General features: G+C 72.7%; 26 protein-coding genes. 5 read left to right on the plus strand and 21 right to left on the minus strand.

Going from position 1 to position 26,179, the window contains the following annotated elements; translation table 11 throughout:
• Positions 1 to 59 precede the first annotated feature (59 nt).
• Positions 60 to 1,835, minus strand: a complete 1,776-nt coding sequence (asnB, locus tag ACWC9R_RS29130; protein WP_450735954.1) for an asparagine synthase (glutamine-hydrolyzing) — start codon at positions 1,833 to 1,835, stop codon at positions 60 to 62.
• A 58-nt stretch (positions 1,836 to 1,893) separates the two neighbouring features.
• Positions 1,894 to 2,997, minus strand: a complete 1,104-nt coding sequence (locus ACWC9R_RS29135; protein WP_450735956.1) for a hypothetical protein — start codon at positions 2,995 to 2,997, stop codon at positions 1,894 to 1,896.
• A gap of 75 nt (positions 2,998 to 3,072) precedes the next feature.
• On the opposite strand from ACWC9R_RS29135, the gene ACWC9R_RS29140 reads away from it, so the two are divergent.
• Positions 3,073 to 3,588: an NUDIX domain-containing protein gene (locus ACWC9R_RS29140; protein ID WP_450735957.1), complete on the plus strand. Its 516-nt coding sequence runs from the start codon at positions 3,073 to 3,075 to the stop codon at positions 3,586 to 3,588.
• Here ACWC9R_RS29140 and ACWC9R_RS29145 read toward each other — a convergent pair.
• Both ACWC9R_RS29145 and ACWC9R_RS29150 read right to left on the minus strand, forming a co-directional pair.
• The gene (locus tag ACWC9R_RS29145) at positions 3,545 to 4,654 is read right to left on the minus strand and encodes a hypothetical protein (RefSeq protein WP_450735959.1); all 1,110 of its coding nucleotides are present in this window, start codon (positions 4,652 to 4,654) and stop codon (positions 3,545 to 3,547) included. The two genes, ACWC9R_RS29140 and ACWC9R_RS29145, sit on opposite strands and share 44 nt — an antisense overlap.
• An 87-nt stretch (positions 4,655 to 4,741) precedes the next feature.
• A complete protein-coding gene (locus ACWC9R_RS29150; protein WP_450735960.1) occupies positions 4,742 to 5,464 on the minus strand; it encodes an SDR family NAD(P)-dependent oxidoreductase in 723 nt (240 codons plus the stop codon).
• A gap of 145 nt (positions 5,465 to 5,609) precedes the next feature.
• Here ACWC9R_RS29150 and ACWC9R_RS29155 point away from each other — a divergent pair, with 145 nt between their 5' ends.
• Both ACWC9R_RS29155 and ACWC9R_RS29160 read left to right on the plus strand, forming a co-directional pair.
• Positions 5,610 to 6,179 carry a P-loop NTPase family protein gene (locus ACWC9R_RS29155; RefSeq protein WP_362612648.1) on the plus strand — a complete coding sequence of 190 codons (570 nt, stop codon included), beginning with the start codon at positions 5,610 to 5,612 and terminating at the stop codon, positions 6,177 to 6,179.
• A gap of 38 nt (positions 6,180 to 6,217) precedes the next feature.
• On the plus strand, positions 6,218 to 7,201 hold the full coding sequence (locus ACWC9R_RS29160; RefSeq protein ID WP_450735962.1) for a phosphotransferase: 984 nt from the start codon (positions 6,218 to 6,220) through the stop codon (positions 7,199 to 7,201).
• Positions 7,202 to 7,221: 20 nt separating this feature from the next.
• Here the strand turns inward: ACWC9R_RS29160 and ACWC9R_RS29165 are convergent, their stop codons facing one another.
• The 14 genes from ACWC9R_RS29165 to ACWC9R_RS29230 all read right to left on the minus strand — a co-directional run bounded on the left by ACWC9R_RS29165 (position 7,222) and on the right by ACWC9R_RS29230 (position 20,398).
• Positions 7,222 to 8,388: a hypothetical protein gene (locus ACWC9R_RS29165; protein WP_450735964.1), complete on the minus strand. Its 1,167-nt coding sequence runs from the start codon at positions 8,386 to 8,388 to the stop codon at positions 7,222 to 7,224.
• Between the two features lie 40 nt (positions 8,389 to 8,428).
• Positions 8,429 to 9,238: a histidinol-phosphatase gene (locus ACWC9R_RS29170; RefSeq protein ID WP_450735965.1), complete on the minus strand. Its 810-nt coding sequence runs from the start codon at positions 9,236 to 9,238 to the stop codon at positions 8,429 to 8,431.
• Between the two features lie 4 nt (positions 9,239 to 9,242).
• Positions 9,243 to 10,040, minus strand: coding sequence for an SDR family NAD(P)-dependent oxidoreductase (locus ACWC9R_RS29175; protein ID WP_450735967.1), 798 nt, complete (start codon positions 10,038 to 10,040; stop codon positions 9,243 to 9,245).
• Positions 10,037 to 10,972, minus strand: coding sequence for a hypothetical protein (locus ACWC9R_RS29180; protein ID WP_450735969.1), 936 nt, complete (start codon positions 10,970 to 10,972; stop codon positions 10,037 to 10,039). The genes ACWC9R_RS29175 and ACWC9R_RS29180 overlap by 4 nt, the downstream gene beginning before the upstream one ends.
• Before the next feature lie 86 nt (positions 10,973 to 11,058).
• Positions 11,059 to 12,261, minus strand: a complete 1,203-nt coding sequence (locus ACWC9R_RS29185; RefSeq protein ID WP_450735971.1) for a methionine adenosyltransferase — start codon at positions 12,259 to 12,261, stop codon at positions 11,059 to 11,061.
• Between the two features lie 49 nt (positions 12,262 to 12,310).
• On the minus strand, positions 12,311 to 13,378 hold the full coding sequence (locus ACWC9R_RS29190) for an inositol-3-phosphate synthase (RefSeq protein ID WP_450735972.1): 1,068 nt from the start codon (positions 13,376 to 13,378) through the stop codon (positions 12,311 to 12,313).
• A gap of 20 nt (positions 13,379 to 13,398) precedes the next feature.
• Positions 13,399 to 14,442: an NAD-dependent epimerase/dehydratase family protein gene (locus ACWC9R_RS29195; RefSeq protein WP_450735974.1), complete on the minus strand. Its 1,044-nt coding sequence runs from the start codon at positions 14,440 to 14,442 to the stop codon at positions 13,399 to 13,401.
• Positions 14,439 to 14,891: a type II toxin-antitoxin system RatA family toxin gene (locus ACWC9R_RS29200; protein ID WP_450735975.1), complete on the minus strand. Its 453-nt coding sequence runs from the start codon at positions 14,889 to 14,891 to the stop codon at positions 14,439 to 14,441. The genes ACWC9R_RS29195 and ACWC9R_RS29200 overlap by 4 nt, the downstream gene beginning before the upstream one ends.
• Before the next feature lie 50 nt (positions 14,892 to 14,941).
• The gene (locus tag ACWC9R_RS29205) at positions 14,942 to 16,075 is read right to left on the minus strand and encodes an acyl-CoA dehydrogenase family protein (RefSeq protein WP_450735976.1); all 1,134 of its coding nucleotides are present in this window, start codon (positions 16,073 to 16,075) and stop codon (positions 14,942 to 14,944) included.
• Between the two features lie 117 nt (positions 16,076 to 16,192).
• Positions 16,193 to 16,846, minus strand: a complete 654-nt coding sequence (locus ACWC9R_RS29210) for an HAD family hydrolase (RefSeq protein ID WP_450735977.1) — start codon at positions 16,844 to 16,846, stop codon at positions 16,193 to 16,195.
• A gap of 65 nt (positions 16,847 to 16,911) precedes the next feature.
• Positions 16,912 to 17,703: an ABC transporter permease gene (locus tag ACWC9R_RS29215; protein WP_450735978.1), complete on the minus strand. Its 792-nt coding sequence runs from the start codon at positions 17,701 to 17,703 to the stop codon at positions 16,912 to 16,914.
• On the minus strand, positions 17,696 to 18,766 hold the full coding sequence (locus tag ACWC9R_RS29220; RefSeq protein ID WP_450735979.1) for an ATP-binding cassette domain-containing protein: 1,071 nt from the start codon (positions 18,764 to 18,766) through the stop codon (positions 17,696 to 17,698). The genes ACWC9R_RS29215 and ACWC9R_RS29220 overlap by 8 nt, the downstream gene beginning before the upstream one ends.
• Positions 18,756 to 19,331, minus strand: coding sequence for a hypothetical protein (locus ACWC9R_RS29225; protein WP_450735981.1), 576 nt, complete (start codon positions 19,329 to 19,331; stop codon positions 18,756 to 18,758). Before ACWC9R_RS29225 ends, ACWC9R_RS29220 begins: the two co-directional genes overlap by 11 nt.
• Positions 19,328 to 20,398 carry a hypothetical protein gene (locus ACWC9R_RS29230; RefSeq protein WP_450735982.1) on the minus strand — a complete coding sequence of 357 codons (1,071 nt, stop codon included), beginning with the start codon at positions 20,396 to 20,398 and terminating at the stop codon, positions 19,328 to 19,330. Before ACWC9R_RS29230 ends, ACWC9R_RS29225 begins: the two co-directional genes overlap by 4 nt.
• Positions 20,399 to 20,558: 160 nt before the next feature.
• On the opposite strand from ACWC9R_RS29230, the gene ACWC9R_RS29235 reads away from it, so the two are divergent.
• Together ACWC9R_RS29235 and ACWC9R_RS29240 are read left to right on the plus strand one after the other, a co-directional pair.
• Positions 20,559 to 21,836 carry an aspartate aminotransferase family protein gene (locus tag ACWC9R_RS29235; protein WP_450735983.1) on the plus strand — a complete coding sequence of 426 codons (1,278 nt, stop codon included), beginning with the start codon at positions 20,559 to 20,561 and terminating at the stop codon, positions 21,834 to 21,836.
• Positions 21,837 to 21,911: 75 nt separating this feature from the next.
• Positions 21,912 to 22,826, plus strand: coding sequence for a class I SAM-dependent methyltransferase (locus ACWC9R_RS29240; protein WP_450735984.1), 915 nt, complete (start codon positions 21,912 to 21,914; stop codon positions 22,824 to 22,826).
• Between the two features lie 49 nt (positions 22,827 to 22,875).
• Here ACWC9R_RS29240 and ACWC9R_RS29245 read toward each other — a convergent pair whose 3' ends face one another.
• From ACWC9R_RS29245 to ACWC9R_RS29255, 3 genes are all read right to left on the minus strand, one after another.
• Positions 22,876 to 23,562, minus strand: a complete 687-nt coding sequence (locus tag ACWC9R_RS29245; protein ID WP_450735988.1) for an IclR family transcriptional regulator — start codon at positions 23,560 to 23,562, stop codon at positions 22,876 to 22,878.
• A gap of 450 nt (positions 23,563 to 24,012) precedes the next feature.
• Positions 24,013 to 25,185, minus strand: a complete 1,173-nt coding sequence (locus ACWC9R_RS29250) for an FAD-dependent oxidoreductase (protein ID WP_450735986.1) — start codon at positions 25,183 to 25,185, stop codon at positions 24,013 to 24,015.
• A gap of 161 nt (positions 25,186 to 25,346) precedes the next feature.
• Positions 25,347 to 25,901 (minus strand): DM13 domain-containing protein, encoded by a 555-nt coding sequence (locus ACWC9R_RS29255; protein ID WP_450735990.1) that lies wholly within the window; start codon positions 25,899 to 25,901, stop codon positions 25,347 to 25,349.
• Between the last annotated feature and the right edge of the window lie 278 nt (positions 25,902 to 26,179).

Consider the following 26,179-nt stretch of genomic DNA (forward strand, 5'->3'; position numbering starts at 1 on the left):
TCTGGTCAGGGCCCCGCTGAGGGACGTGACGGATTTCGTGCCCCGTCGGGTGGCTCCCCTCAGGGGAGGGACAGTTCCAGGATCATCAGACCCCACAGCAGCCGGGCGTGGTCCCGTTCGCCGTCCGCGTGTTCCCTGAGGACCGTTCGGACGGCGGCGCCGTCGAGGAAGCCGGAGGTGCAGAGCCGGGGTACGGACAGTACATCGGTGACGAAGTCCCAGAGCTTGGTTCCCGGGGTCAGGAAGGCGCTGACCGGGAACGTGAACGGCTGCTTCCGGCGCTCCCGGACCGCCCGCGGGATCAGTTCCCTGCCCGCCTCCCACAGGATCTGCTTGCGCGTCTGTCCGGCGACCTTCAGTGCGTCGGGGGTGCGGCGCGCGAAGGCGGTGACGGAGGGCTGGCAGTAGGGCACGCGGCCCTCGACCGCGTGGGCCATGGAGAGATGGTCGAGCTTGCGCAGGTTGAGGCTCGGCAGCTTGTGGAGACGGTCGAAGTCCAGCAGCTGCTCCAGGCGGGAGGGGGCGGGCCGGTTCAGCAGCTCCAGGGCGCGCCGGCGGCTGCTTCCACGGGCGTCGAGCTCGGCGCGGTAGTCCGCGGTGTAGAGCCGGCGGCACTGGGCGTACGGGAGCAGGGAGAGGCGATCGAGGTAGCGGCTCTGCCAGGTGTCGGCGCCGCTCGTGGCGGGGGGTGTGCCGGTGCCGCCCAGGGCGGTGCTGTAGCGGCGGTAGCCGCCGAACTGCTCGTCCGCTCCGTCGCCGACGAAGCAGACCCGGAACGAGCGGCGCGAGATCTCCCGGAAGAGGACGTACGCGCTCAGGGCGTGCGGGGTGGCGTTCGGAGTGCCGAGCGCCGCCACCATGGCCGGGATCAGCTCGGGCAGCTCGGCCTCCCGGATCTCCACCACGTCGAGCGGGATGCCCGCGTACGCCGCCGCCTCGCGCGCATACGTCTCCTCGTCCGAGTCGTGGCTGCCCTCATGGGTGACGTGGAAGCCGGTGACGTCGGAGCGGCGCCGGGCGAGCAGCGTGGCGAGGACGGCGGAGTCGAGTCCGCCCGAGACCTGGACGGCCACGGGCGCCTCCTGGAGGGACATCCGCGCCACTTCGCCGGCCAGCAGGGCGCCGAGCGCCGACGCGGTGCACGGCTCGTCCGACGGCGGCGCACCGGCGTCCGGCGGCAGCGACGCGGTGACGCGCACGGTCCCGCGCTCGTACACCAGCCGCTCACCCGGCCGCAGGGCCGCCACCCCGGCGTACCAGGACGAACCGTTCGGCAGGCACTGCCAGTTCATGTAGTGGTCGACGGCGAGCGGGTCCACGTCGAACGGCTTCGCGGCCAGGGCCGTGAGCCCGCTCAGCTCGGACGAGAACGCGATGCCGTCGTCCGTGGCGGCGTAGTACAGGCTCTTGACGGCGAGCGGGTCGCACCACAGTTTCAGCCGGCGCCGCCCGGCGCGCAGATCCACCAGAGCGATGGCGTACATGCCCTCGATCCGCTCCACGAAGCGGTCACCGTGGAGTTCGTAGTACGGCAGCAGGACCGAGCCGTCCGAGTCGCCGTCGACATGCACGCCGTGCGCGGCGAGTTCCGCCCTGAGGGCACGGAAGTTGTAGATCTCGCCGTTGAACACCGCGTACAGCGAACCCTCGGGGTTCGTGAACGGCTGGCAGCCGTGGGGTGGGTCCTGGATCGCGAGGCGGTTGCAGCCCAGGCCCCAGAACTCACCCCGGGCGAACCGCTGCCGGTCGGGGCCGCCCGACAGCTGGGCGTCCCGCGCGGCCTCCAGGGCGGTCATGTCGAGATCCGGTCCGAAGTAGCCGTAGATACGGCACAAGAGCATCTCCCCCTGGAAGACGAGAGCGCGGTGCAGGACGGGTGGCGCGGCGGGCCCTTCAGGTGGACTTGTTGTCCTCGCCGGCGGGTGCCGCCCGCTCAGCGGCCCACTCACGGAGCGGCAGCCGGTGCTCGGCCGCGCTGCGCGCCGTCATGGCGGTCAGCAGTTCGCGCAGCGAGGGAAGGCCGGACTCCGCCTCGCGGGCGCGGAAGCTGTACTCGTTCGAGATCTCGGCGTTCCAGCTCATCGTCCGGTGGAGTTCGCCCCTCAGCAGACCGAGGAACTCCTGCCGGCCGACGAAGGCCTCGGCCTCGTCGCGCACCCGGCGGATCTCGGCGAAGGCCTCGTCGATGAGGTCCAGCCACTCCAGGACGGCGTCGGCGGCGCCGTCCTGGTCCCCGGGGCCGTAGGCGTTGAGGTGGCGGAAGCGCCCGCTCAGTCCGGAGAGCCGCGCCGGGAGCCGGGCGAGGAAGCGGGCCAGGTACTTCGGGTTGCGGTTGGTGTTGCCGTACGCGTGCGTCAGACCCCGGAAGGTGTCGATGCCGAGCTTGCGGGCGGCGATCAGCGCGGACTCGTGGTCGTGCTGGGCCCACATTCCGGCCAGGTCGCGAAAGTCCGGGTAGCTGCCGACGGCGGTGCGGAAGGCCGTGTACGCCACCTCGCCCGGCCGCACCTCGCTCGCGAGCTTCTCGAAGGCGGGGGCGTTCGTCAGCGGGACTCCGTAGGTGAGACGGGAGAGGACCCGGAAGTCCACGGCCGAGGCGGCGAAGGCGGAGGACTTGCGGGCGCGGCTCCTCAGTTCCGTGTACAGGCGCGCGTGCGCGGCGAGCATGTCGGAGATCTCCTGGACCGTCCGGTACTCGACGTCCACCCCCAGCAGGCTGTCCGGAAGGTAGTCGAAGCTGGCCTTCACGCGGTCGCCGCTCGTGTAGTAGCGCATGTGGCTCGCGCGGGGGAAGGTGTCGCGGTGGAAGCGCCCGTCCTTCTCCTGCGCGATGACGCAGAAGTCGAAGTCCGATGACGGGGTGCCCGATCCGTCCACGAGCGAGCCGGACAGCATCAGGATGTCGCTGTCGACGAGATGGATCTTCGCGAGCACGGCGTCCTCGTCGAAGGAGTCCATGCCGGGGACCGCGGACAGGTGGGCACGGAAGGAGAGCACGGCTGGTCTTCCCCTCTCTGCCGGGCGATGTCCGGTTCCGGACCGCCGGCGATGGTGTGCGGATAACGTGACCTGGTGACCTCGCTGAACCTCCGGCACTCCGTCCGCGCGCTCGTCCTGGACGGGGAAGACCGCATCCTGCTCTGCCGGTTCACTCTGCCGGGGCCGGACGGCGACGGGGCCGCCACCTTCGTGCTGTGGGCCGCTCCGGGCGGAGGTGTCGCCCCGGGCGAGACCCCGCTCGGCGCCCTGCGGCGCGAACTGCGCGAGGAGGTGGGGCTCGACCTCGCCGGGCGCGCGGAGCCGCCTCACGTGTGGCACCAGGAGGTCGCCGACCCCGGTATGAGCAAGGGGTACGACGGCGTCGTCAACGACTACTACCTCGTGCGCACCGCCTCCTTCGTGCCGCGCGGAGCCCTGAGCGACGAGCGGCTCGCCGCGGAGAACATCAGCGGGATGCGCTGGTGGCGGCCGCGGGACCTCGTGGACCACCGCGGCCCCGACCTGTTCTCGCCGCGCGATCTGGCCACGCCGCTGACCGCGCTGCTCACGGGCGGGGTTCCGGACCGGCCGGTGCTGCTCGGCCTGTGACGTCCCCGAGCCGCTCGGCGAGCCCGTCCGCGAGCCGGCCGACCTGCCGGCGCACGTCACGGAACTCGTAGCGGAAGCGGAACGTGGGCAGCGCCGCCAGGGCCTCGCGGGTGCGCAGCAGGCTCCCGGGGCGGGGCTCGTGGCCGAAGATGTTGAGGTGCTTGTTCGGCAGGGCGAGGACGTGCTCGTCCAGCGGCCCGGTGCGCTCGGGCGGGGGTACGAGGGACAGTCCGGCCTCCGACGGGTCGTCGGCGAGGCTCAGATGGACGAGTGCGTCGACCCCGGCCGACCGCCCGATCTTCGTGTGCAGCAGATCCGCGTACTCCCAGGGGTAGATGAGGGCCGTCCCGTGCTTCTCGACACCGGACTCCCGCAGGCCCGGCAGCGTCTCGTTGGCGGGGTGGGTCAGTGCGGCGAGGACGTCGGCCGCCCGGTCCGGCCCGAACAGCAGGTCCAGGGTGTCCAGTCGGACCGAGACGGACCGCGGCCACCCGTCGCCCACGACGGTGGTGCCGGCGCCACCCTGCTCGGGGCCACGGTCCGGAGCCGGCTGCTCCGTCGTCAGGCTCACGTCGTCGTTGCCCACCATGACGCCCGAACCGTCCAGCACGGCGGCCATGATGAACGAGGTCTTGCCCGCCCGGCTTCCGCCGACCAGGGCGACGCCGATGCCGTTCAGCTCGACGAGCCCGGCGTGCAGGAAGAGCACGCCCTGGCGGTTCGCGGCCGAGCGGTGCACCGCCCGGGTGGCCCGCAGCAGGGACTGGACGACCCAGGCCTCGCCCTCCGGGGCGACGTGGTGGAGGGTTCTGCGGGTGTGGTCGACGGCGTACTCCAGGGGGAGTTCGCCGAGCGCGGTGACCGACTCCGGTACGGCGCCCTCCGGGGGCGGCCCGGATTCCGCGATCACCTGCCACGCACCCGGCGGGGACGGGCTCCGTTCGAGGGTCAGATAGGGACGCGCGAGCCGGTCGATCCGCTCCGCGACGGACGGCGTGCACGTCAGTCCGGTACGCGCGAAGCGTGAGCCGACGGTGTACCGGTGCGTCGGGCTGCTCGGTGCCATGGGCCGATCGTGACAAGGTTTCCGTGCCCTGTCCGTGGTGATTCCGCTGGGCGGAACGGAGGCCGGCCAGCGGCTGGCGGTGTCCCCTCAGCCGTTCTCCGCGCCGGTGTCCCGCCCCTCCCCCACCAGCGGGCCCCGGGTGTCCCACCCCAGTTCGGCGAAGCCCCGGAAGAACCGGCCGTTGGACCGTGTGGCAGGGAGTCCCAGCAGCCGTACGAGGTCGTCCGCCGCGGGCCCCGGAGCGAGCGGGGCCGCGTCCGTGCCCATGTCGGTCCGAATCCAGCCCGGACAGTACGAGAAGGCGGCCAGGTCCCCGCCACCGGCGGTGAACTGCCGGGCCACCGTGAGGACCAGGGAGTTGACCGCCAGCTTCGACGAGCGGTAGGCGAAGGACGCCCCGTCGGCGTCCTGGAGCCTGCCCATCCCCGACGAGACGCAGACGATGCGGCCGGAGGCGCGCGCGAGCATCCGGGGCGCGTACCTCAGGACCAGTTGCGCGGTGCCGAAGAGGTTGACCTCGAAGGTCTCGCGCAGGTCGGCCATGGAGAGCGCGAAGAGATCGCCGTACCCGCCGCGCGGATCGTCCACATAGACCCCGGCGTTGTTGACGAGCACGTCGATGTCCTCGGCTGCGTACAGGCCGTCCGCGAGCGGCTCGCGCAGATCGGCCACCCGGTAGGCGTCGACGGCGGCGCCGCGCGGCGAGGTGGCGAGGCCCAGGCCCAGTACGCGGTAACCGGACGCCTTGAGCGCACGGCAGAGGTGCGCCCCCAGGCCGCGGGAGACACCCGTCACCAGTGCCGTCGGCATGCCGCGAGACTAGCCGCCGGGCCGTAGCCTGTCCTCGACCGTTCTGCCCAGCGAAACTCCGGAATGAGACCGTTGTGACGGAGGCAGGACGCAGCAGGCCGGGCAGGACCGGTCAGAGGGACACCGAACGAGGGGGAGACTGCTGATGCGCGGGTACCGGCTGCTCGTCACGGGGGCGAGCGGAACAGGCAGCACGACTCTGGGCCGTTCGCTCGCGACCCTGTGGGCCGTGCCGCACGCCGACGTGGACGACTACCTCTGGCTGCCGAGTTCCCCGCCCTACCTCCACAAGCGCCCCGTCGAGGAGCGCGTCGCCCTGATGAACGCGCTGTTCGTGCCGCGCGACGCCTGGGTGCTCTCCGGGTCGCTGCGGGGCTGGGGCGACGGTGTCGTCGCGCAGGCGGACGCGGTCGTCTTCCTGACCGTCGACGCGGACACCCGCGTGGAGCGGCTGCTGCACCGTGAGGTGGTCCGGTACGGCGACACGATCGGCAGCGGCGGGACCCACGAGACCGCCCACCGGGACTTCATCGAGTGGGCGCGCGGCTACGAGGACACCGACGTTCCGGGACGCCGGTCCAAGGACGAGCGCTGGCTGGCCGGGCTGGACCTCCCGGTACTGCGGCTGGACAGCGACCAGCCGGTGGAGCGCCTGGTCACCGCGGTGACCGACTGGCTCGGCGGCGAAGTGGCTCCGCGCGGGCGCCGGCGGTGACCTCCGGCGGGCCCGCCCGGCTCACGGTCCCGCACGCCGTGGGGCTCGTCACCGCCGGTGCGGCGCGGGCCCTGGAAGGCCGGGGTCTCAACGCGTCGTACCGGGTGGCGCACGGCGCCCGTACCTTCTCCGTGAAGGTGCACTGCGCGGAACGCTCCTCGGAAGCCGAGTACCGGCGCATCCTGCGCGTGGACGAGGTGCTGCGTGGCGCGGACTGGTACCCGCCGCTGCTCGGCATCGGACACGACGGGACCGGCCCGCGCCGGATGGTGGTGATACGGCCCTACGCACCGGGAGTGCCCTCGGACGACGCGCGGGAGCGGATCGGCGAGGTCGTGGGCGTACTCGCCGAGCTGGCGGCGCGGGGGGCCGGAGCCGGGACCGGGGCGGAGAGGGGGGCCGGGGAGGATCTCGTCGGGGACTACGCCTCGCCGTGGGTGGCGGAGGCCGGGCAGGAGCGCGCGCTCGTGGGGCCGCTGCTGACCGGCGCATGGCAGGGCCTCGCCCGCGCCATGGACGAGCATCTCGGTGAACTGCGGGACGCCGCCCGGCGGTTGACCCGGGCCGACGCCCTGCTGGTCCACCACGGCGATCTGCACGGCAGGAACCTGATCTCCGGCGGCGGGCAGCCGCTCACCGTGATCGACTGGGACGAGGCGGGCTTCTCGCGCCGGCCGGCCGACGCGGGCAAGGCACTGTGGCTCTCCTGCCGCGCCGGCCGCGGGGACTTCGTACTGGACCCGGCGGCCCTGCGCCGCTTTCTCACGCAGCTGCACAGGCGCCTGCCCGTGCCGTACGCGAGCGCGGGCGACCTGGCGCGGCTCGGCGCCCTGTGGTTCCTGCCGAGGCACGGCCATGTGACGCTGCTCGCACGGCGCGACGCGGGCCTCGGACCGTGGTACCTCGGCTGGGTCGCGCGCTTCTGGGCGCGGTTCCGGCAGAACCTCGACCTGGTCACGAGGACGGCGGCGGCGCTCGACGCGGACGCCCGCGCGGACGGGGAGGCCGACCCGGGCCGCTGAGGGTCATCTCCGGCTGAGGGTCATCTCCGTACGGCGTCCCGGAAGTCGTCCGCCAGCCGCGCCAGGTCCGCCGCACTGCCCACGGAGCAGCGCAGTACGCGGAGTTTCGTGAGGTGCTCCAGGAAGGTGTCGAGCGACGGCGGCGCGGTGCGGCGCCGCACGGGGACGTTCAGCCAGTCCTCGCCGTACAGGTTGTCGTCGAGGGAGAAGCAGTTCCGCTTGATCACATCGGCCGTGTGGTCCGGTGCCGCGGGCCCGAAGGAGTACTCGGCGTCGAGGTCGACCCGGGGAAGGAGCACAGCGACGAGCGGGGCGTTCGGTACGACGCGGACGCCGAGGTACCGGCCGACCTCCTGGGAGCTGAGCTTCAGCTTGTCCTCGCCCTGGAAGCGGTCCCAGTCCGACCCGGGCGGCGGGAAGCCCGCGCGTACGGACCAGGACCGGAAGTCGGTGACGCCCATGACGTCGAGCGAGCCCTTGTTGATGGCGAGCGGCAGCGGGCAGGCGGTGACCCGGTAGCCGTCGCCGTCCGACGGCTGGTCCAGGTGCATACGGTCGTTGCCCATCCAGCCGGTCCGGGACCTGGCCCCGGCGCCGGACAGCAGCCGGGCCAGCGCGATGGCCGTGGTCGACTTGCCCGCTCCCGAGTCACCGATCACCAGGCAGGCACCGTGGTCATGGACGAACGCCGAGGAGTGCAGGACGAGGGAGCCGCCGGCCTTGGCGACCCGGGTGGCCACATCGCGGATGACCCGGGTCAGCCACCGGTCGCCGAGCCCCGTCCGGGGCCGTACGACGGTGAGGGTCCGCTCCGTCCGTATCAGCGCCGCGGTCTCGTCGGAGTTCACGTCCCGGAGCGTGAACACCGTCCAGCCGTCGCCGTCGTAGCGCGGCAGCCGGTAGTGCCGGGTGAGTTCGTACGCGCCGCGCACGGCGGTGTCCTCCGCCGCCCGGAGCAGCTCGTCGATCTCGGCGGGCGTGCGGGTCAGATCGATGACGGTGAGGCCGGGGTCGGACACGGCGGGGGTCTCGCGCACGCCGAGCATCCCGGGCGGCCAGAAGGTCTCCGTGACCAGCCCGTCGGCCTCGGCGGAGGTGGTGACGACCCGTAACGGCTGGTCCCGGACGAGGAGGTACCGGGTGATCGCCCCGGCGGGCTCGGTCTCGGCGAGTGCGCTCACGTTCATGAAGGCTCCAGGGAGTCGAAACGGTCGGGACTGGCGTCCGTCAGGACAGCGGCACGGTCCGGGCGACCCCGCGGCGGAACACCGTCCACCCGCGGAACCCGATCTCTTCGAGCACCTTGGCCACCTCCGGGAACTGGTCGCAGACGCGCTCCGGCACATGCGCGTCGGAGGCGAAGGTGATCGGGACCCCGAAGTGGTGGGCGCGTTCGAGGACGTCGAAGTCGGGATACCAGCCGCCGCACATCTTGGTGCCGCCGGAGGTGTTGATCTCCATCACGGCGCCGGCGTCCCGGATCGCGCGCAGCATCTCGTCGGCCGCCGCGGGTGCCGGTGCGCCGGCCAGCTTCGGGTAGTTGCCCTTCAGCGCGTCCACATGGCCCAGGACGTGGAACAGCCCGGAGCGGGCGCAGGCGGCCACCGCCCGGAAGTACCGCGACTTCACGGCGCCGAGTTCGTCGTCCCGGACCGACTCCCAGCGGCGGGTGTCGAAGATGTCCCGGCCCTCGAACATGTGGACCGACCCGATGACGTAGTCCAGCGGATACCCGCTCAGCGCCCGGCTGTACGGGTCCATACGGCCGCTGAAGAAGTCGGCCTCGGTGGAGACGAGGATCTCGATGCTGTGCGCGAACTCCTCCTTCAGCGCCAGGGCTTCGGCGATGTAGGCGGGGAACTCCGACTTCGGCATCGCCACCCGGGGCTTCGCGTGGTCCTCGTCCTCCGCGAACCAGGGCGTGTGGTCGGACAGGCCCAGTACCCTGACGCCCTTGTCCAGGGCCGCCGTGACGTAGTCCCGCAGCGAGCCCGTGGCATGCCCGCAGCGCTCGTGGTGCGTGTGCAGATCGATCATCGCGTCACACCGCCAGGTATCCGCCGTCGACGGGGAGGTCGGTCCCCGTGATGAAGCTTGCTTCGGCCGAGAGCAGGAAGGCGATGGGCGCCGCGACCTCCGCCGGGTCGGCGAACCGGCCGAGCAGGAACCTGCCGCCGTGTTCCGGGGCGGCCTCGGCCGTCGCCCGGTCCAGGCCGAGGGCCTCGCGGTGGTAGCGCTCGTTGTTGGCGTTCCACACCGTCCCGGGGCTCACCGAGTTGACCCGTACCCCCCGGGGCGCGAGTTCCTCTGCGGTGCACCGGGTGAAACCGAGCACGGCCGCCTTGCTCGTGTTGTACGTCAGATAGCCGCGCTGGGCGATGTGCGCCGAGATGGAGGCCATGTTGACGATCGCGGCGCCGACGGCCCGCTCCGGCAGCCCGGTGACGAACTCCCGTGTGACCAGGGAGAGTCCGACGATGGTGGGGTCGAGCGCCGCGTGCCACTCCTCCTCGGTCGCCTCCAGCCCCTTGAAGACGAAGCCCGCGGCGAGGTTCACCAGCAGTGTCGGCCGCGGCCAGTCGCCGGGAAGGCCAGCGAAGGCGGCCGCGACCGCCGCGCGGTCCGTCACGTCACCCACGGCCAGCCGCACCTCATGGCCCTGCTGCCGCCACGCGGCCACCGCCGTCCGGCCGTGTTCGGCGCTCCTGTCGTAGACGAGGACGCGGCAGCCCTCGGCGCACAGCCGCTCGGCGACCGCGGCCCCGATGCCCTGGGCCCCGCCGGTCACGACCGCGGTGCGTCCGGCGAGCCCGCGCTGCGGGCCGGTGGTCCCGGTCATGTGCCTGACTCCTTTCCGCTGCCGCACCATCGCGCGACGAGGGCGAGGGCCGCGTCGCGGCCGAGGTTCTCGGTGGCGCCGTGCGGGGAGAGCGTCTCCCCTGAGTCCTCGGAGAGGTTGTGGTCGGCCGCCAGCTCCGCCACCCGCGCCGGGGACGCCCCGAGCCCGGCCAGGGAGCGGCCGAACGCGGTGGTCTCGACACCGTTCCCGTCGATGGCGGTGAAGTACCGCCAGACCTGGAACATCCCCTCCAGATGGCCCGCCGACAGATGGACGGCGTTGCGTCCCTCGCCCAGGGCGATTCCCCGCTCCCGGGCCGCCGCGCCCAGCGCACCGCGCAGCGACACGGGGGCCGCCGCGGCCGGATCGAGGGCGCCCAGGAGAGCGCCGCGCAACGCGGCGATCTCGCGGTGGCTGTGGCATTCGAGCAGACCGACGAGAGAGCCGGGGGTGCCGTAGCCCGCGGCCAGGGCGGGCAGGAAACCGTTGAGCACCACGGTGGCCGGGTGCCCGTCCGGCTCGGTCACCGCGGCGTACGAGCCGGAGCCCAGCTTGTGGATGCCCGCGTCCCGGCAGCGCTTCTCCAGGGCGGCCGGGGACAGGTCCGGCTCGCGCGTCATCGCCTCGTACGCCCCGAGGACGCGCGGGGCCGCGGACCGGGCGGCAGCTGTCACGGCGAGGAGCGAGCCGAGTTCCCGGCGGGCGGCGGAGCACAGCGCCTCGGCGCCGTCGGCGGCGACCCGGTGCAGCCGCGGATAGTGCAGCAGCAGACAGCCGCGCCCGGCGAAGTCCCCGGCCGGCAGCACCGCGCAGCGCCGCACGTCCACACCGCCCTCGCCCAGCACCCGTACGGCCTGCGCCAGCGCCTCCGCCGCGAAACCGGGCGTCATGACCTCGGGCTTGACCAGCACCGCGAAGTGGCTGCCGGTCACGGGCGCGGGCACCCGCGGAGGGCCGGTGTCCGCGCGCCTTCCCGTGGCGCCCACCCTTGTGACGAGGGCCCGCGCCTGCTCCGCGCTCACCACAGAGTGACGCCCGTCTCCACCAGTTCGGCGGTCAGCTCGCCCGAGCCGGCGACGGAGTTCTCCACCAGCGACTCCAGGGCCTTCAGCGCCGGTTCGTCCATGTCGGGGCGGGTCGTCACGACGACCTCGTCCGGGCGCTCCAGCGGCGCCTCCTTGGAGGTGAAGATGTGCACCTGTGCCGGCCCGCCGAACTCCTCGTGCACCCGCCCGGCGAGCCGCATGGCCAGCACGTTGTAGATCTTGCCGGTGTGGTCGAGCGGGTTCTTGCCCGCGGGCGCCTCGATGCTCATCGGGCGCATGGGGGTGATGAGCCCGTTGACCCGGTTGCCCCGGCCGACCACGCCCACGTCGCCGGTGTCCGCCACGGAGCCGAGCGCGGTGAGGTAGGGGCGGCCGTTGCGGTCGGTGGCGTTCATCAGCATCCGGAAGTCGGGTATGCCGAGGGTCCTGACGAACTCCTCCAGCTCCCGCTGGATCACGGCCTTGCGGGCCAGGTAGTGGTCCATCGACTCGATGCCGGCCGCGAGGAAGGGCATGTTGACGACCAGGCTGAAGGTGTCGTGCCGTCTGCTGCCGAAGACCTTCACGTCCCAGCCGCTGTCCGGGTGGCGCTGCTTGAAGTCGGGGCCGTTGACGAGGCGCTCCAGCCCCAGCACCGCGTTCTCCAGTCGGGACAGCGGGGCGTAGCCGTGCAGCAGGTTGGTGTCGTTGGAGACCAGACCGGTGGAGCGCAGCGGGACCAGGTCCTCCGGCGTCGCGGGCTGGTAGCGGGAGCGGCCGCGGCCCGCCCCGGTATGGTCCACCACGCCCAGTTCGAGGACCAGGTGGCGGGCGGGGTCGAAGCCCGTGGTGACCTCGGCCAGTACGTCCGCGGCGGCGCGGAACATGAGCTCTTGCACCGGGATCTCGGCGGAGCCCACCCGGAAGGCCGCCTTGCCGAACACCTTGACCCGGTACGGAGAGGTCAGCTCGCCCCTCCCGTAGCCGACGTCCGCCCCGCCGCCGTACAGCGTCACCTTGTCGAACCAGTGGTGGGCGATGCCCCCGAACTCCTTGAGGCAGTGCAGCGAGTAGCAGCGGGACATCCGCTCCGCCATCGCGTCGCACATGGTGTCCGGGTGCCCCACCCCCTTGCGCTCGACGAGCTCGTAGGGCAGGTCCTCGACCGACCGGGAGTCCCGTTGTATCGACAGCATCGACCGTCTCTCTTCTCGCTGTTCCGGATGGTTTCGGTGACGGTGCCGGTCAGGCGGCGAAGTCCAGGAACGCCGTCCGCGCCTCCGACTCGGGCAGCCCGCGCGGCGGGCTCTTGAAGAGCAACGGCGACGGGGCGTCCACCCGGCCGGACAGACCGCGGTCGACCGCGGTCTTCGCGGCACGCACGGCGTTGGCGATGACACCGGCGGCGTTCGGGCTGTCCTCGACCGTGAGCTTGATGTCGATCTGCACCTCGGAGCCGAGCACGGAGGTGGCCCGCACGTGGGCGAAGCACACCTTGGTGTCGGCGAGGTGCGCGATGTAGCCGGTGGGCCCGGCCACGCCGTCGACGTCGGTCATGCCCGCCGCGCGCAGCGCATTGGCCTTCGAGGTGAACTTGGAGGCCGAGCGGCCGGCGTCCGCCAGGTTCATGAAGTCCGTGTTGCCGCCGACGTTGAGCTGGTAGGTGCCGGCCAGCTGGAGTCCGCGGCTGAGCAGCAGCTCGATCAGGGCGGTGTGCAGACAGGTGGCGCCCAGGTGGCTGCGCAGGTCGTCACCGAGGAGGGGTATCCCCGCCTCGGCGAAGCGGCGGCTGACGCCCTCGTCCCGGGCCAGTTCCTCGGGGGTGCAGTTCACGACGGCGACGCCGGCGGCGAGGGCGGCGTCCGCGAACATCCGGATGGCCCGGGAGGCGCCGGTGGGCAGCGCGATCACGAGGACGTCCGCCTCGTGGTCGACAAGGGCCTTGGCGACGTCGTCCTGGGTGGCGTCGCGGGCGGCGTCGGCCGGGACCACGACGGAGCCGAGCGGCCCGGCGAGGCCGTCGAGGAGGGGTGCCGCGAGGACCGGGGCATGGCGGTCGCCGCCCAGCTCGGTGAAGGCCGTCGCGGAGATGACCGGAGCGGTGAACGCCTCGGCCAGGGGGCGCCCGACCTTCGCCGCGTCCACGTCGAACGCCGCGACGACCCGTACGTCCGCGAGCCGGTAGCCGCCCACGGTGGGGCACATCAGGCCCGGCAGCGGGGTGTCGGGGTCGGCCTGGGCGAGGGCGACGAACTGGGCGAAGCTCCAGGCGCAGTTCCCGGCACCGGCGAGGGCGACACGTATGGGTTTCATGGGAGGTTGTCCTTTCTGCGTCAGGCCTTCCACGGCCTGGGCACCCGACGGGCGGAGGTCTCGTGGGTCTCGGCCCAGCGCCGGATCGAGCGGAAGAGCACCGGCCGGGTGTCCGCCACCCGGCCGGTGATGTCGAACGGCTCCGTGACCGAGAGATAGCCCTGGTACGCGCGGAAGGCGGTGACCCGCAGCAGCTGCGCCCGGTCCAGGTACTGCTCGGCGAACGGCAGATAGAAGCGGTTCCACTGCTGGGGCGTCACATAGGGCAGCCGCTCCAGCAGGGGCACTCCGTGCTCCGCGCGCCAGTCGTTGAGGGCGTCCAGGACGGTGTCGAACGCCTCGTCCACCCGCTGCGCCAGGTCACCGCGTCCCAGCACCGTCAGACGGTGGCTCGCGGGCGGCCCGCCGGCGATCAGCCGGTCCACGTGCGCGGCCACGTCGTCGGTGCTGACGATGTCCAGCAGCGCCTTCTCCTCCGCGACCAGCGCGGGAACGGCGCCACTGCACATGGACGACGGCAGCCAGAAGAAGCCGCTGTAGCGGTCGAGCGCGCCGTCGGCCCTGGCCCCCACGACGATCGGGAAGCGCACGATGTCGGCGCTCTCCCGCTCGGCGTGCAGCAGGCGTTCGGCCGCGGCCTTGGACCACTCGTAGGAGTTGCGGTACGCGTCCGGGGAGTGCGAGGCGATGTCGCCCGCCAGCCCCGTGACGTACGAGGAGGAGAGGTGCACGAGGTGCGTCCCGGGGCCGACGAGGGCGAGCACGGCGCGCAGCGGGGCGACGTTGGCCTCCTCGGCCTGTTCGGCGGGCAGGTTCCAGCGGGTGTCGGCGGCGCAGTGGACGACCGCGCTCCACGGGCCGCGCAGGGCGGGCGGCGGCTCCTCCTGCCCGGCGTGCCAGGCGAACTGCCGCGGCCGGGGCGCGCCGCGGCGGCTCACGCCGTACACCTCGTGGCCCGCCGCTTCCAGCCGGCCCACGACGGCGCTGCCGACGGCGCCGGTGGCCCCGGTGACCAGGACGCGGGCGGACTCCACGGGTGCCGCGGGGCCCGCGGGGGCTGTCATGAGACCGCCGTGATGCGCCGCTCGATGGCGCGGAGCATGTGCTCGGAGTTCTCCCGCAGGGCCCGGCCGGCGACCGGGTTGAGCATGTCGGCGAGCAGCGGTATGCCGATCTCGAAGTCCACGGAGAAGGTGACCACCGACGTGCCGGAGCCGTCCCCGGCCTCGTCGACCCACCAGTATCCGCGGAACTCGTCCAGGTCCCCGGAGACCTGGGTGAACGACATGACGCGGCGCTCCTCGTCGAGTTCGTCCTCCTCCACCCACTCCAGTACGGAGCCCTTCAGCAGCACCGACCACTCGCTGGTGCGGACGCCGGAGGCGGTTTCGCCGAGCACGTTCACCGACTCGACGTTCTCCATGTACGCGGCGTAGTCCTCAAGCCGGGTGACGGCGCGCCAGGCGGCGGCCACCGGGGCCTTGATCGGCAGATTGACCTCGACGTGGGGCATGGCGGTGTGTCTCCTCACGGGCGTACGGGGTTGGGGTGGGGCGGCGGCCCTCAGCCGGCCGCGGGGTCGAAGCTGATGGCGCGCCCCGTGCCGTACGAGCCGACCACCTCGTCGCAGACCAGCAGGGACGGCGGGTGGTGGTGGACGGCGAGCGAGTCGACCAGGAGACCGGCGGCCTGCTGCCCGCGTCCGTAGAGGCGGCCGCCGATGACCGGGGTGACCGCGGTCAGCACGCGGTCGCGGGTGTCGCTGAGCGAGGCACGCAGCCCCACCGCCGCGGCGAGCGCCGGCTGCCCGCCGACCGCGCCCGATCCGACGTCCGCGCCGAGCTGGCGGCAGGCGCCGCCGAGCGTCAGCAGCTCCCGGGTGGCGCGGCCGAGCAGGGCGGTCCTGGGCCCGTACGTGCCCGCGTCGGTGACCTGCCGGTACGCCGTGTCCAGCAGGGCGCTGAGGACGCCGTGGTAGGTGGCGGTGAGCAGCACCGCGAACCACACCATGCCGGAGACGACGTTGTCGTCGATGGCGTCGGCCGGGCCGCGGTGGAAGACGAGCCGGTCGTCCACCTCGACGTCGCGCAGGACCAGCCGGGCCGTGTCGGAGGCGGTCATGCCGAGCGAGGGCCACTCCCCCTCGGCCGTGAGTCCCGGGGACGTACGGGGGCAGAGGGCCAGCAGGGTTTCGTCGGTGCCGGTGACGTGGGCCGTCAGGCACACGAGGGTGGCCGTGGTGGCGAGTGAACACGGGTACTTCACGCCTGTCACTCGGTAGCCCTTGGTGGTCGGCACGGCCTCGGAGCGGCTGCTCATGAAGTTGGGGCTGCCGCCCGGTTCGGCGAAGGCGGAGGCGACCAGGGCGCCGGAGTCCGCGATCGCCTCCAGCAGCATCCAGCTGGTGTCCCGGTGCCGCTGCCAGTAGTCGGCCATCAGCCCGACCGTGAAGGCGTGCATGTTCAGCGCGATGGCCGCGGAGGGGTCGGCCATGCCCAGCGCCCGCTGGGCAGCGGCCACTTCGGTCAGGCTCGCGCCCGCGCCGCCGAACTCCACGGGGATCGGAAGGGCCGCGTAACCGCCGGCGGCGAGCGCGCGGATGCGTTCCGCTCCGGTGGCTCCCTCTCGGGCGGGGGCGGGCTTCCACGCGGTGCTCCAGCCGGCATCGAGGAGGGCCTGATGCGGGGCAGACTGCACGTATCGACTCCTTCTCTACGACGCTGGCCGTAACAGGAAAACCCTAGGCAGAGCGGGCAGTTGAAAGCAGCGGGTGTTTCTCTGTGCGGAACGCTCATCGTGTGCGCACAGCGCGCGTCACAGGTCCAGCAGCGCGAGGAGTTCCGTCAGATCGGGCGCGGCCGGGCGCACGTGTACGGTCTCCCAGCCGAGTGCGGCGGCCGGTGCGAGGTCGGTCTCCTCGGAGTCGCCGACCATCACGCGCCGCTCGAAGTCGCCCTCACCGATGAGGCGGAAGGCACGGGGGTCGGGCTTCTTGGGCCCGCCGTCCGCGGTGAAGTGCGCCCGTTCGTAGACGGCCGGCACCCGCACCCGGTGGAGCAGCCTGCGCATCAGGCTGCCCGGCAGATAGCAGTTGGACAGCAGCCGTACGGTGTGGCCGGCGGCGGCCGTGCGGCGCATCGCCTCCGCCGCCGGCGCGCACAGCGCGTACTGGCCGGGTTCCTCGCAGCCGAGCGCGTACCACAGGGCCTTCTCCAGCTCGGCCTTCTCCCGTGCCGCACCGCGCTCGCGCAGGGCGGCGTCCAACAGGTCCAGTGTCGGCGGCTGGAGCGCTGAGCGGTCCGACATCGCGGTGAACAGGGTGGTGTAGACGGCCTCGACGACCTCCTTCGCGCACCGCCGCTCCAGTGCCAGGACGTCGGTGAGGCAGGCGGTGAACTCCCGCGGTCCCGGCAGCGGCCGGGACGTCACGAGCGTGTCGAAGCAGTCGAAGACCACGACGGCGGGCATGGCTGTCCCCTCTTGCTGTCACGGTGAGCCGGGCACTGGGCACCGGGTCCGGTGGTCCGGGCACGTCAGGACCAGGAGAGCTTGCGGTGGCCGGTACGGAAGAAGGCCAGGACCACGGCGGTCAGCCCGGCCGCGAACGCGCACAGCACCCCGGCCGGCAACAGGACCGCGCCCACGCCGCCGCCGTCGAGGATCACGGTGGAGAAGCCGCGCATCGCCCAGTAGCTCGGCACTCCGGGCGCGAGCGGGCGGGCCCAGTCCGGAAGGGCGGACAGCGGGGTCAGCGCGCCGCCGAGCCCGGCGAAGACCAGCGCGAGGAGGTTGGCGAACACGCTGAGCTGAGCGATGGTGCGGCAGAGCGCCACCAGCGCCATGCCGACCATGACCACGCACAGCGCGAGCGGCACACCCACCACGACCAGCGCCAGGTACGAGCCGCGCACCCGCAGCCCGAACAGCAGACCGCCCGCGCCGAACACCACGGCCAGCTGCACCACCGCGACCGCGAGCGGCACCACCAGCCGGCCGGCCACCAGCTCGAACGGCCGCGCCGGTCCGGCCCGCAGCCGGTCCCAGGTGTTCCAGCCGTGCTCCCGGAACATCGCGAAGCCCACGATGCTCACGAGGAAGAAGAGGAACATCACCGCCATGCCGGGGACGCCCTGTTCGGCGCCGTTGGCGTCGTGGACGTCGTCGGCGCGCAGCGCCGCGCGGAACAGCGGCTGCATGAACGCCATGATGAGCAGGGGCATCACCGTACGGATGACCAGCGGCGCGGGGTCGCGGAGCAGCAGCCTGCCGTCCTGCCGGACGAGTGCGGTGATCCGGCCCAGGGAGCCGTGGAGGGCGTCAGCCATGGAGCCCCGCCTCTGACGGCTCTCCGACGGCCTGGCCGGTGGTCGGGTCCGCGGCCCGGCCCTTGTCGCCGGCGTCCTGGCCGGCGGCCGCGTACCGGCGCCCGGTCAGCTGCAGGAACACGCTCTCCAGGCTGGGCTGCACCACGCGCAGGTTCACCAGGTGGCGCACCGACTCGCCCAGCGCGGCGAGCACTTCCGGTGCCGCCAGGTGCGGCTGGTTGACGCGGACGCGCAGCACGCCGCCCTCGCGGGTCACCGGCCAGGGCAAGTGCAGCGGGTGTGGTGCCTCGCCGGAGAAGGTCAGCTCCACGGCACCGTCGCCGTGGCGGTGGACCAGTTCCCGGAGGGGGCCACGGGCGATCATGCGGCCGTGGTCGAGTACGGCCACACTCGCATCGAGCGCCTCGACCTCGGCGAGGTAGTGCGTGGAGTAGCAGACGGCCGTACCGGCGGCGGCGAGTTCGCGGACGAACGCGATGAGCCCCGCCCTGGTCGCCACGTCCACACCGGCCGTGGGCTCGTCGAGCAGCAGCAGCTTCGGCCGGTGCAGCAGGGCCATCGCGGTGTGCACGCGCCGCTGCTCGCCGCCGGAGAGCCGGGAGACGCGCCGGTCCAGCAGGGCGGCGAGGCCGAGGGGCCCGGCGACCTCCTCGGTCCGCAGCCGGGCCTCGCGGCGGCGCAGTCCGGCCAGTTCGGCGAAGAACCGCAGGTTCTGCCGCACGGTCAGCGGCGGGTAGACCCCCAGTTCCTGGGGTGCCAGGCCGAGTTCGCGGCGGGCCCGGCGCGGGTCGCGTACGACGGACACACCGCGCACCTCGATGTCCCCGGCGTCCGGCCGCAGCAGGCCCGCCACCAGGGACATCAGGGTCGTCTTGCCCGCGCCGTTGTGTCCGAGCAGGCCCACGATCTCGCCCTCGGCGATGTCGAGGGCGACGTCCTGGAGCGCGGTCGTGCTGCCGTAGCGCTTGCCGACTCCGCGTGCGTGCAGAGCGGGTACGGCGCCGTGCCCCGGCGCGGGGCCGGGCGCCGGGCCGGGGCGTGGTGGTTCCACTTCAGTCGGCACGGCGCGTCCAGGCGTCCGGCAGCAGATCGGGCAGGCCCACCCGCCGCAGCAGCGGCTCCCAGGTGCGCGCCAGCTTGAAGCCCTTCATCAGGCCGCTGCCGGACCGCACGTCCGGGAGCGGCTCGGGGTACCCCAACAGCGCCTCGGTGTCCCGCAGATGGGCGCGGAGCCGTTCCAGCCACTCCTCGCCGGACACGTCGGTACCGCCGGATTCCGTCACGACGCTCCGGCCCTCCGCGGCGAGGGCCAGCCCGGCCTCGGCCTCGTCGGCCGGGACCCCGGCAAAGGGGTCAAACCCCGCCTCGTCCCGCCCGTAGGTCAGTTCGCCCTCGGTGCGCAACCCGCGCACCGAGAGGGAGAGCTGTACCAGTTCGTACGCCATGAGGACGGCGACCTCGGCCTGTCCCGCGCCGACGGCGCCCTCGATGTCCTCCAGCCGGGCCCGGCAGCCGAGCAGCAGCCGGGCGGCCCCGTGGGCGCGGAAGACGAGCAGGCGTCGTAGGTCGGCCGGGGGCGCGTCGGCAGGCCGGCCGGCGGCCGCGGTCGCAGCTGCGGGGAGTGTCACGCCGGTACCTCCGTGGCGGGGTGTCCGGCCTCGGCCGGGTCGGGGCGTGCGACACCGAGCCACGCCATGTTGTGCACGAAAAGGGACAGCAGGTCGTCCGGGGGCGAGGTCCCGGCCGGGCCCGACCAGATGACTCCGTCGCCCTCCACGGGCGGCAGGCCCAGCCGCGGCACCTCCAGGGCGCGCAGCTGCCAGCGGTCCACGACCGTGCGGTCGTCCAGCGGCGTCGTGCCGGTGCCGGTGGACCAGCGCAGCACCGCGTGCAGGGGGGCGGCCGCACCGATCAGGCGCTCGACGGCGGCGAGGCACTCCGGGACCCCCTCGTGGGGTGCGAGCGGCGGCCTCAGTGCGGCGCGGAGCAGAGCCAGGCCCTCGGCGTCCCCGAGCCGCTTCAGCTTCTCGCCCACCCACTTCGCCGCGAAGTACAGTTCCCCGCCCGCCGCGGCCCGGGCGTTGAGGGCTGCCACCAGCGCCTCCCGGGCGCGTACGGCCGCCGCCATGGGCCGCGCGCCGAGCAGCCAGCGGGCGGCCTGGGCGAGCCGGTGCGCCTCCACCGTCCACCACTGCTCCACCACGTCCGCGAGCCACGGCCGGCGCAGCCCGGCGTGCCAGTCGTCCCAGGGCCGCGAGGTCAGGAGCGGCAGTCCGAGCGCCAGTCGGCCGACGGTGTTCAGGGTGCGGCGCCAGTGGTTCCAGGCCTCCTCGGTGACCGAGGACATCCGGGGCCAGGGTTCGGCGGTCAGCTCGGCCGTGGCGTCCCGGACGGCGCTCGCCCGGCGGAAGTTGACGTCGATCAGCGTGCCGTGCTCGTGGGACTGGATGGGGAAGCGGTTGAGCCGGTCGTTCTCGACGAGGACGAGCAGGTCGAGATCGCTGCGGTGGTTGGCGAAGCCGGCGAGCACCGATCCGGCGGCGACCGCGAGGGCCGGTGCGCCCACGCCCTGGTCGGCTTCCTTGCGCACGGCATCCCGGTCGAGCCCGCGCTCCGCGAGGAACGCGTCGAGACGCTTCTCCAGGGTGCCGGGTTCCGGGAACGCGGTGGCGGCACCGGCTGACGTGGTCTCCATGCGGCGCAGCCTCCCAAGGGCCGCCACCGGGTTCAACGGACGTTCCGGCAGCCGGAACACGACTTCTCAGCACCGTGGAGGGGCGGCTACAACGATGGGCAGACCGGTGACCGACGGCCGGCGACCGCGGGACGTACCGGACGGCGGAGAGGACGGCCCCATGACCGCGCAGGACGAGTCCGCCCGGAGCGCGCTCGGGGCGACCCGCCGCCATCTCTCGCCCCAACTGGCCCTCGTGCACGGCATGAACGGCTCCGGCGCCATCGAGGTGAGAGGCGAGGGGGCACGCGTACGGCTCTCCGACGGCCGCAGCGCGCTCGACTTCGGAAGCTACGCGGTGACCCTGCTCGGGCAGCGTCACCCCGCCGTGGTCGCCGCAGTGCGCCGCGAACTGGACACGCTGCCGGTGTCCACCCGGGTCCTGGCCAACCGTACGACCGCCGGCCTCGCGGAGGCTCTGACGGCCTGGGCGGACCCGGGACGGCTGACGAAGGTGTGGCTGGGACTCAACGGCTGCGACGCCGTCGAGGCGGCACTGAAGCTGGCCCGGCTCGCCACGGGCCGCACGCGTGTCGTCGCCGTCGAGGGCGCCTACCACGGCAAGTCCCTCGGCGCCCTCGCCACGACCTGGAACGCCCGCTACCGCCGCTCGCTCGAACCGCTGCTCGGCGGCGTGACCCACCTTCCCGCCCAGGTGTCCGCGATACCCGGCGCCTTCGCGGGCGACGGCGAGGACCCGGACGACGGCGTGGCCGCCGTGATCGTGGAGCCGGTCCAGGGCGAGGGCGGTGTCCGGCCGTTGGAGCCCGAGTTCCTGCGGGCCCTCGCGGACGCCGCGCACGCGCACGGCGCCTTCCTCATCGCCGACGAGATCCAGAGCGGGCTGCGCCGCTGCGGGCCCCGGCTGGTCAGCACCGACCGCGGTGTACGGCCGGACGCCGTACTGCTCGGCAAGGCGCTCGGCGGCGGAGTGCAGCCGCTGTCCGCCGTGGTGGCGACGCCGGAGCTGTACGAGCCGCTGTCCGCGGACCCGTTCGTGCACACCACCACCTTCTCCGGGCATCCGCTCGGCGCGGCGGCCGGCCTCGCGGCCCTCACGTCCGTGGAGGAACTGGCGTCGCGGGGAGCCGAGTTGAGCGAGCTGTTCGCCGCCGGGCTCACCGGCCTCGCCGGGCGCCACCCGTCGCTGATCAGGGAGGTGCGGGGGCAAGGGCTGCTGTGGGGGGTGGAGTTCGCCACTCCCGCCGCGGCCGGGGAGGTCCTGATGGAGCTGGGCCGGAACGGACTCGTGGTCTCCCCCTGCCTGGGCCGCCCGGAGGTGCTGCGGCTGCTGCCACCGCTGATCGCCACGGACGAGGAGGCGAAGGAGGCGCTGGCGATTCTGGACACCGTGTGCGCCGCGGTGCCCGACGAGTTCCGCCCGCAGGACCGGAGCTGACCGAAGCCCTCTCACCCCCTGCGCACCCGGTCTTCCCACCCGCATCCGCCTTCGTACGAAACGAGGAGCGTCATCGTGCCGAACACCGCGCCCGGGGTCCCGGACGGTCAGAGCGGCATCCAGTACCGCTACCACCGGGAGCTGTTCCCCGCGCTGCACGACTGGGAACGCACCGAGCGGTCGATCGTCGAGTTCACCGGCGAGAAGGGGCCCGCCGGGCTGCTCGGGCTGGACCAGATGGGCCACTTCGGTCCGCAGGGCTGCGACCTGGTGGCCGACTCCGTCGCAGCGCTCCTGGCGGAGGCCTCTCCCGGAGGGGCGGCCCTCCCCCCGGTGGACCTGTGCGAACTGGGCAGCGGCTTCGGCGGCGCGCTGCGGTACCTGGTGGACCGGCTCACCGCGCACCCGGTCCCCGTACGCCGCGCCTACGGAGTGGACCTCGTCGCCGAGCACTGCGCGGTCAGCGGCCGTATCCGCCGCTCGCAAGGGCGCGAGGGCATGACCGAGATCTGCGCCTCGGCCACCGCTGTTCCGCTCCCGGACGCCGCACTCGACGTCGTCGTGGTGACGGGATCGATGCCCCACTTCCCCGACCCCGGTGCCGTCCTGCGCGAGGCCGGCCGGCTGCTGCGCCCCGGCGGACTGCTCGTCCTCACCGAGGAGGTGAGCCTGACACCCGGCGGCCCGGGGCCGTCCGCGGCGTTCCGCGTGACACATCCGCGCGAGGTCTTCTTCACCACCCCGCTCCCGGCCCGCCTGCGCCAGCTCGACGACGCGGGCTTCACGGCCCTGGTCCGGCGCGATCTGACGGACTGGGCCATGGCGCTGCTCGCCGAACGCCTCAAGGTCGTACGGATCTTCCGCGGCAGTGTCGCCGGGATCTACGGTTCCGCATCCGCCGACCGCATCCGGGACACCCTCACCGCGGCCCGCGAGGAGTACCTGGCCGGGCGGCTGCTGCCCACCCTGTTCACTGCGCGGCGGGGCTGACATGGCGCCCCGTGCCACGGGCCTGCCGCGACGGCCGCCGGACGGCGGGTCACTGCACCGGCACCAGCTCGGGCGTACGGTGCAGCCCCCGGGAGACGGCGTTGCACGCGGCCCGCAGATGCGAGGCGGCCCGGCCCACCTCCAGCCGGGTGTGCGGGCCGGCGACGGCCAACGCTCCCATGGCCGTGCCCGACGCCGTCAGCACGGGTGTCGCGACCCCGAGGGTGCCGGCCTTGCTGCGGACGGCCGCGAACCCCTGGTGCCGCACCCGGTTCTCCTCCCCGGTGGTCTTCCCTTCCGCCTCCCGCACCGCGAACGCGTGCAGCACCCGGGTCGCGGCCTCCGCCGAGGCCCAGGTCTCCCCCTCGGCCCCGAGCCCGCCGTCCGGGCCGAACCTGCGCCGCACGGCGTCCACCAGCGCCGCGTCCGGCCCGAACGCGTCGGAAATGAAAATGAAGGCACTTCCGCGGGTGAGTTGATGCAACCGCTCCGCATACGGAAAAGCGAGATCACGGAACTTGAGCTGACGGGGAACCCGTGCCCCCAGCATGAATAAGGCGACGCCGAGTCGCAGCCCTTTCTCGCTGCGCTCCAGCATTCCCTCGTCGACCAGTTCCGCGATGATCCGGTGAGCGGTCGCTTTTGGCATGTCGGCTCTGCGCGCTATTTCAGACAGCGGGAGTTCGTGTTCGCCTGTCCGGAAACAGCGCAGCACACTGAAGCCACGGGCGAGCATCGAGCGGGAGTGCCTATCGACAGACAATGACCTGCCCCCCGTTCAGCCATTCAGTCCAGACGTGGTCAGCGCCGCGACAGCAGCAAGAAACCGGCGGGTATTGAATCCGTGCAGCCGGCAACTGTACAGGAGGGAAACTGTAGCAGCGCGGTGGTCGAATGGAATGGGATTCCTCGGAGAATTCCGGCCATTACGTTCACCGCCATACGACCGTTGCGAACAAGCCCCTCATCACCGTCAAGAACGGCCGGCTCGACTTCCCATACAAGATCAGCGAGGCCTATGGAAAGAAACTCCTGCCTCACCGTCCCCATTCCCCACCCGGCCACCACACACCCCGGCGCACAACCCGGGCGAGGCGGAACACAGTGATGCCGGGGCACGCCCACGTGCCCCGGCATCAGACCGGCTCAGTCCGACTCGGCCCGGCTCACTCCGACTCGGCCCGGCTCAGTCCATGTCGCCGGAGGCAGTGCGCAGATCGAGGTTCCAGTTGAGCTGGGCGATCAGCGCGTCGTCACCGGGACGCTGCGGGGATGGCGCCCGGCCGGTGCGCGGCGGGGTGCGGGTGCCGCGGGAGATCTCGCCGCTGGCGGTGATGTTGTGCTCCACGCGGGGGCGCCGGCATGCCTCGTAGAGGGCGAGCGCGCTGTCCGTATCGGGCGCGTCCCGCAGGGACTTGGCGAGGATGACGGCGTCCTCCAACGCCATCGAGGCACCTTGCCCCGTCGCGGGTGACGCCGCATGCGCGGCATCACCGATGATCAGCGTCCGCCCGGAGCGCCAGGGAGTTCCGAGCGGGATCTCGGTGGCGTTGGTGGCCATGATGCCGTCGGTGGAGGCCGCGACGATGCCCGCGGCGGGGGTGGCGTCCTTGCCCAGCAGCTCCACGAGGTGCTCCCGCCACCGGGCGGGCGTGGGGCGTGCGAGTTCCTCGGCGGGGACGGCCGGACCGGCGACGCGGGCGAACCAGTACGTCTCCCCGTCCGGCGACACCGCGTAGCCGAAGGCCACGGCGCTGCCCCGCACCATGGTGATGTGCCCCGTCTCGTCCGCCGCCGGCGTGCTGCGCGTGTAGCCGTAGAAGACGCTCTGCCCCGCGTAAACGGGGTCAGCGCCGGGCGCGATCGACCGCCGGACGGTCGAACTCAGGCCGTCCGCGCCGATGAGCAGATCACCGGTCGCGACGCTGCCGTCGGCGAAGCGCGCCGTCGCCTCCTCCGGGCCGTTCTCGACGGACACCAACTGCGCGCCGTGCACCAGCCCGATGCCCCGGCGGATGACCTCGGCCTGCAGCGCGGAGTTCAACTCGCCGCGCCGCAGGCACCGGTAGCGCAGGCGCGCGTCCTCCGCCTCCCCCAGCGGCACACGCGCCACTTCACCACCCTGGTCATCGAGCACACGCATCGAGGGCAGCGGAAAGCCGAGTGCGGTGACCACATCCGAGGCGTCGAGCTGCGCGAGCGCGCGCATGCCGTTGCTCGCCAGGGTCAGGAACGCCCCGATGTCCTGGGCCGTGTCGGGATGCGCCTCGTGCACGGTGACGTCGAAACCTGCCTTGTGCAGGGCCAACGCGGTCGCCGTACCCGCGATCCCGCCGCCGATGACCAGTATGCGTGTCACGTACCACTCCACTCTTCTCCGCAGGCCCCCTCGGGCGTCCACGCCCATGATGTACCCCGTCGGCTGGTCTGCCGTGGCGTCCGAGCGCGTGAAGGCCCGTCTTTCCACGAGGACTTGGCGGCCCGGCCCGAGAGCCGGGGCCGGGCCGGGTGTGCCACGGGTCAGCGCTTCACCGGAGTGAGGTCGGCGGCAGCGAAGGAGACCGAGAACCGCTCGCACCAGATCACCACGCTGCGGAACTTCGACAGGTCCGTGCCGGCCGGGACGGCGTAGTTCTGGTTTCCGAGGTTGCCCTTGAGCTTCCCGAGCTCGACCGCCCCGTCACCGAGCCCGGACTCCGCGCCATCGGCGGACCGGGCCGAAAGGTAGACCCGTACATCCGGCCCCTCGGAGGTCTTGAGGTGCTCCAGCCGCAGCACCTGACCGCCGTCCGCCAGCCGGACCGTACGGGCGTTGCCGGTGGTGTCGTGCTCGTGGCTGACGAAGCGGCCTTCGGCGAGGTCCTTGGGCCGCATGCCGGTCCCCGACGACTCCCCGCCCTCCATACCGGCGTTGCCCTTCCCCTGCGGTCCGTCCTTCATCGCGGCGGATGCGCTGGGCAGGGCCTCGTTCACCGTGGTGTCGCTGAACGCCTTCCAGGGCTGGAAGAGCGCGAGCCCGGCCCCGGCGACGACCAACAGCACGAGAACGAGGGGCAGATAGATACGGCGGGACATGCGGGACACCAGGGCCTCCTGAAGGGGACGAACAGGCCGACCGCGATCGGCCGGCCCCGTCATGTGTCCAGCAAACCCCGCACCCGACCCGCCGGGGTAGCGGGGAGAACGCCCTGTAAGACACCGGTAACCACTCAAACCGGCAGCCCCGGCCTACGCGGCGAAGGGCCACGTGAAGAACGTCCCCTAGGGGGTGTCTTCAAATGATCTCGGGTGGTAGATCATGGTCGGGTGATACGTCGTCATGAACTGTCCGATGCCGAGTGGGAGTTCGTCCG

The sequence above is a fragment of the Streptomyces sp. NPDC001219 genome (assembly GCF_053597915.1).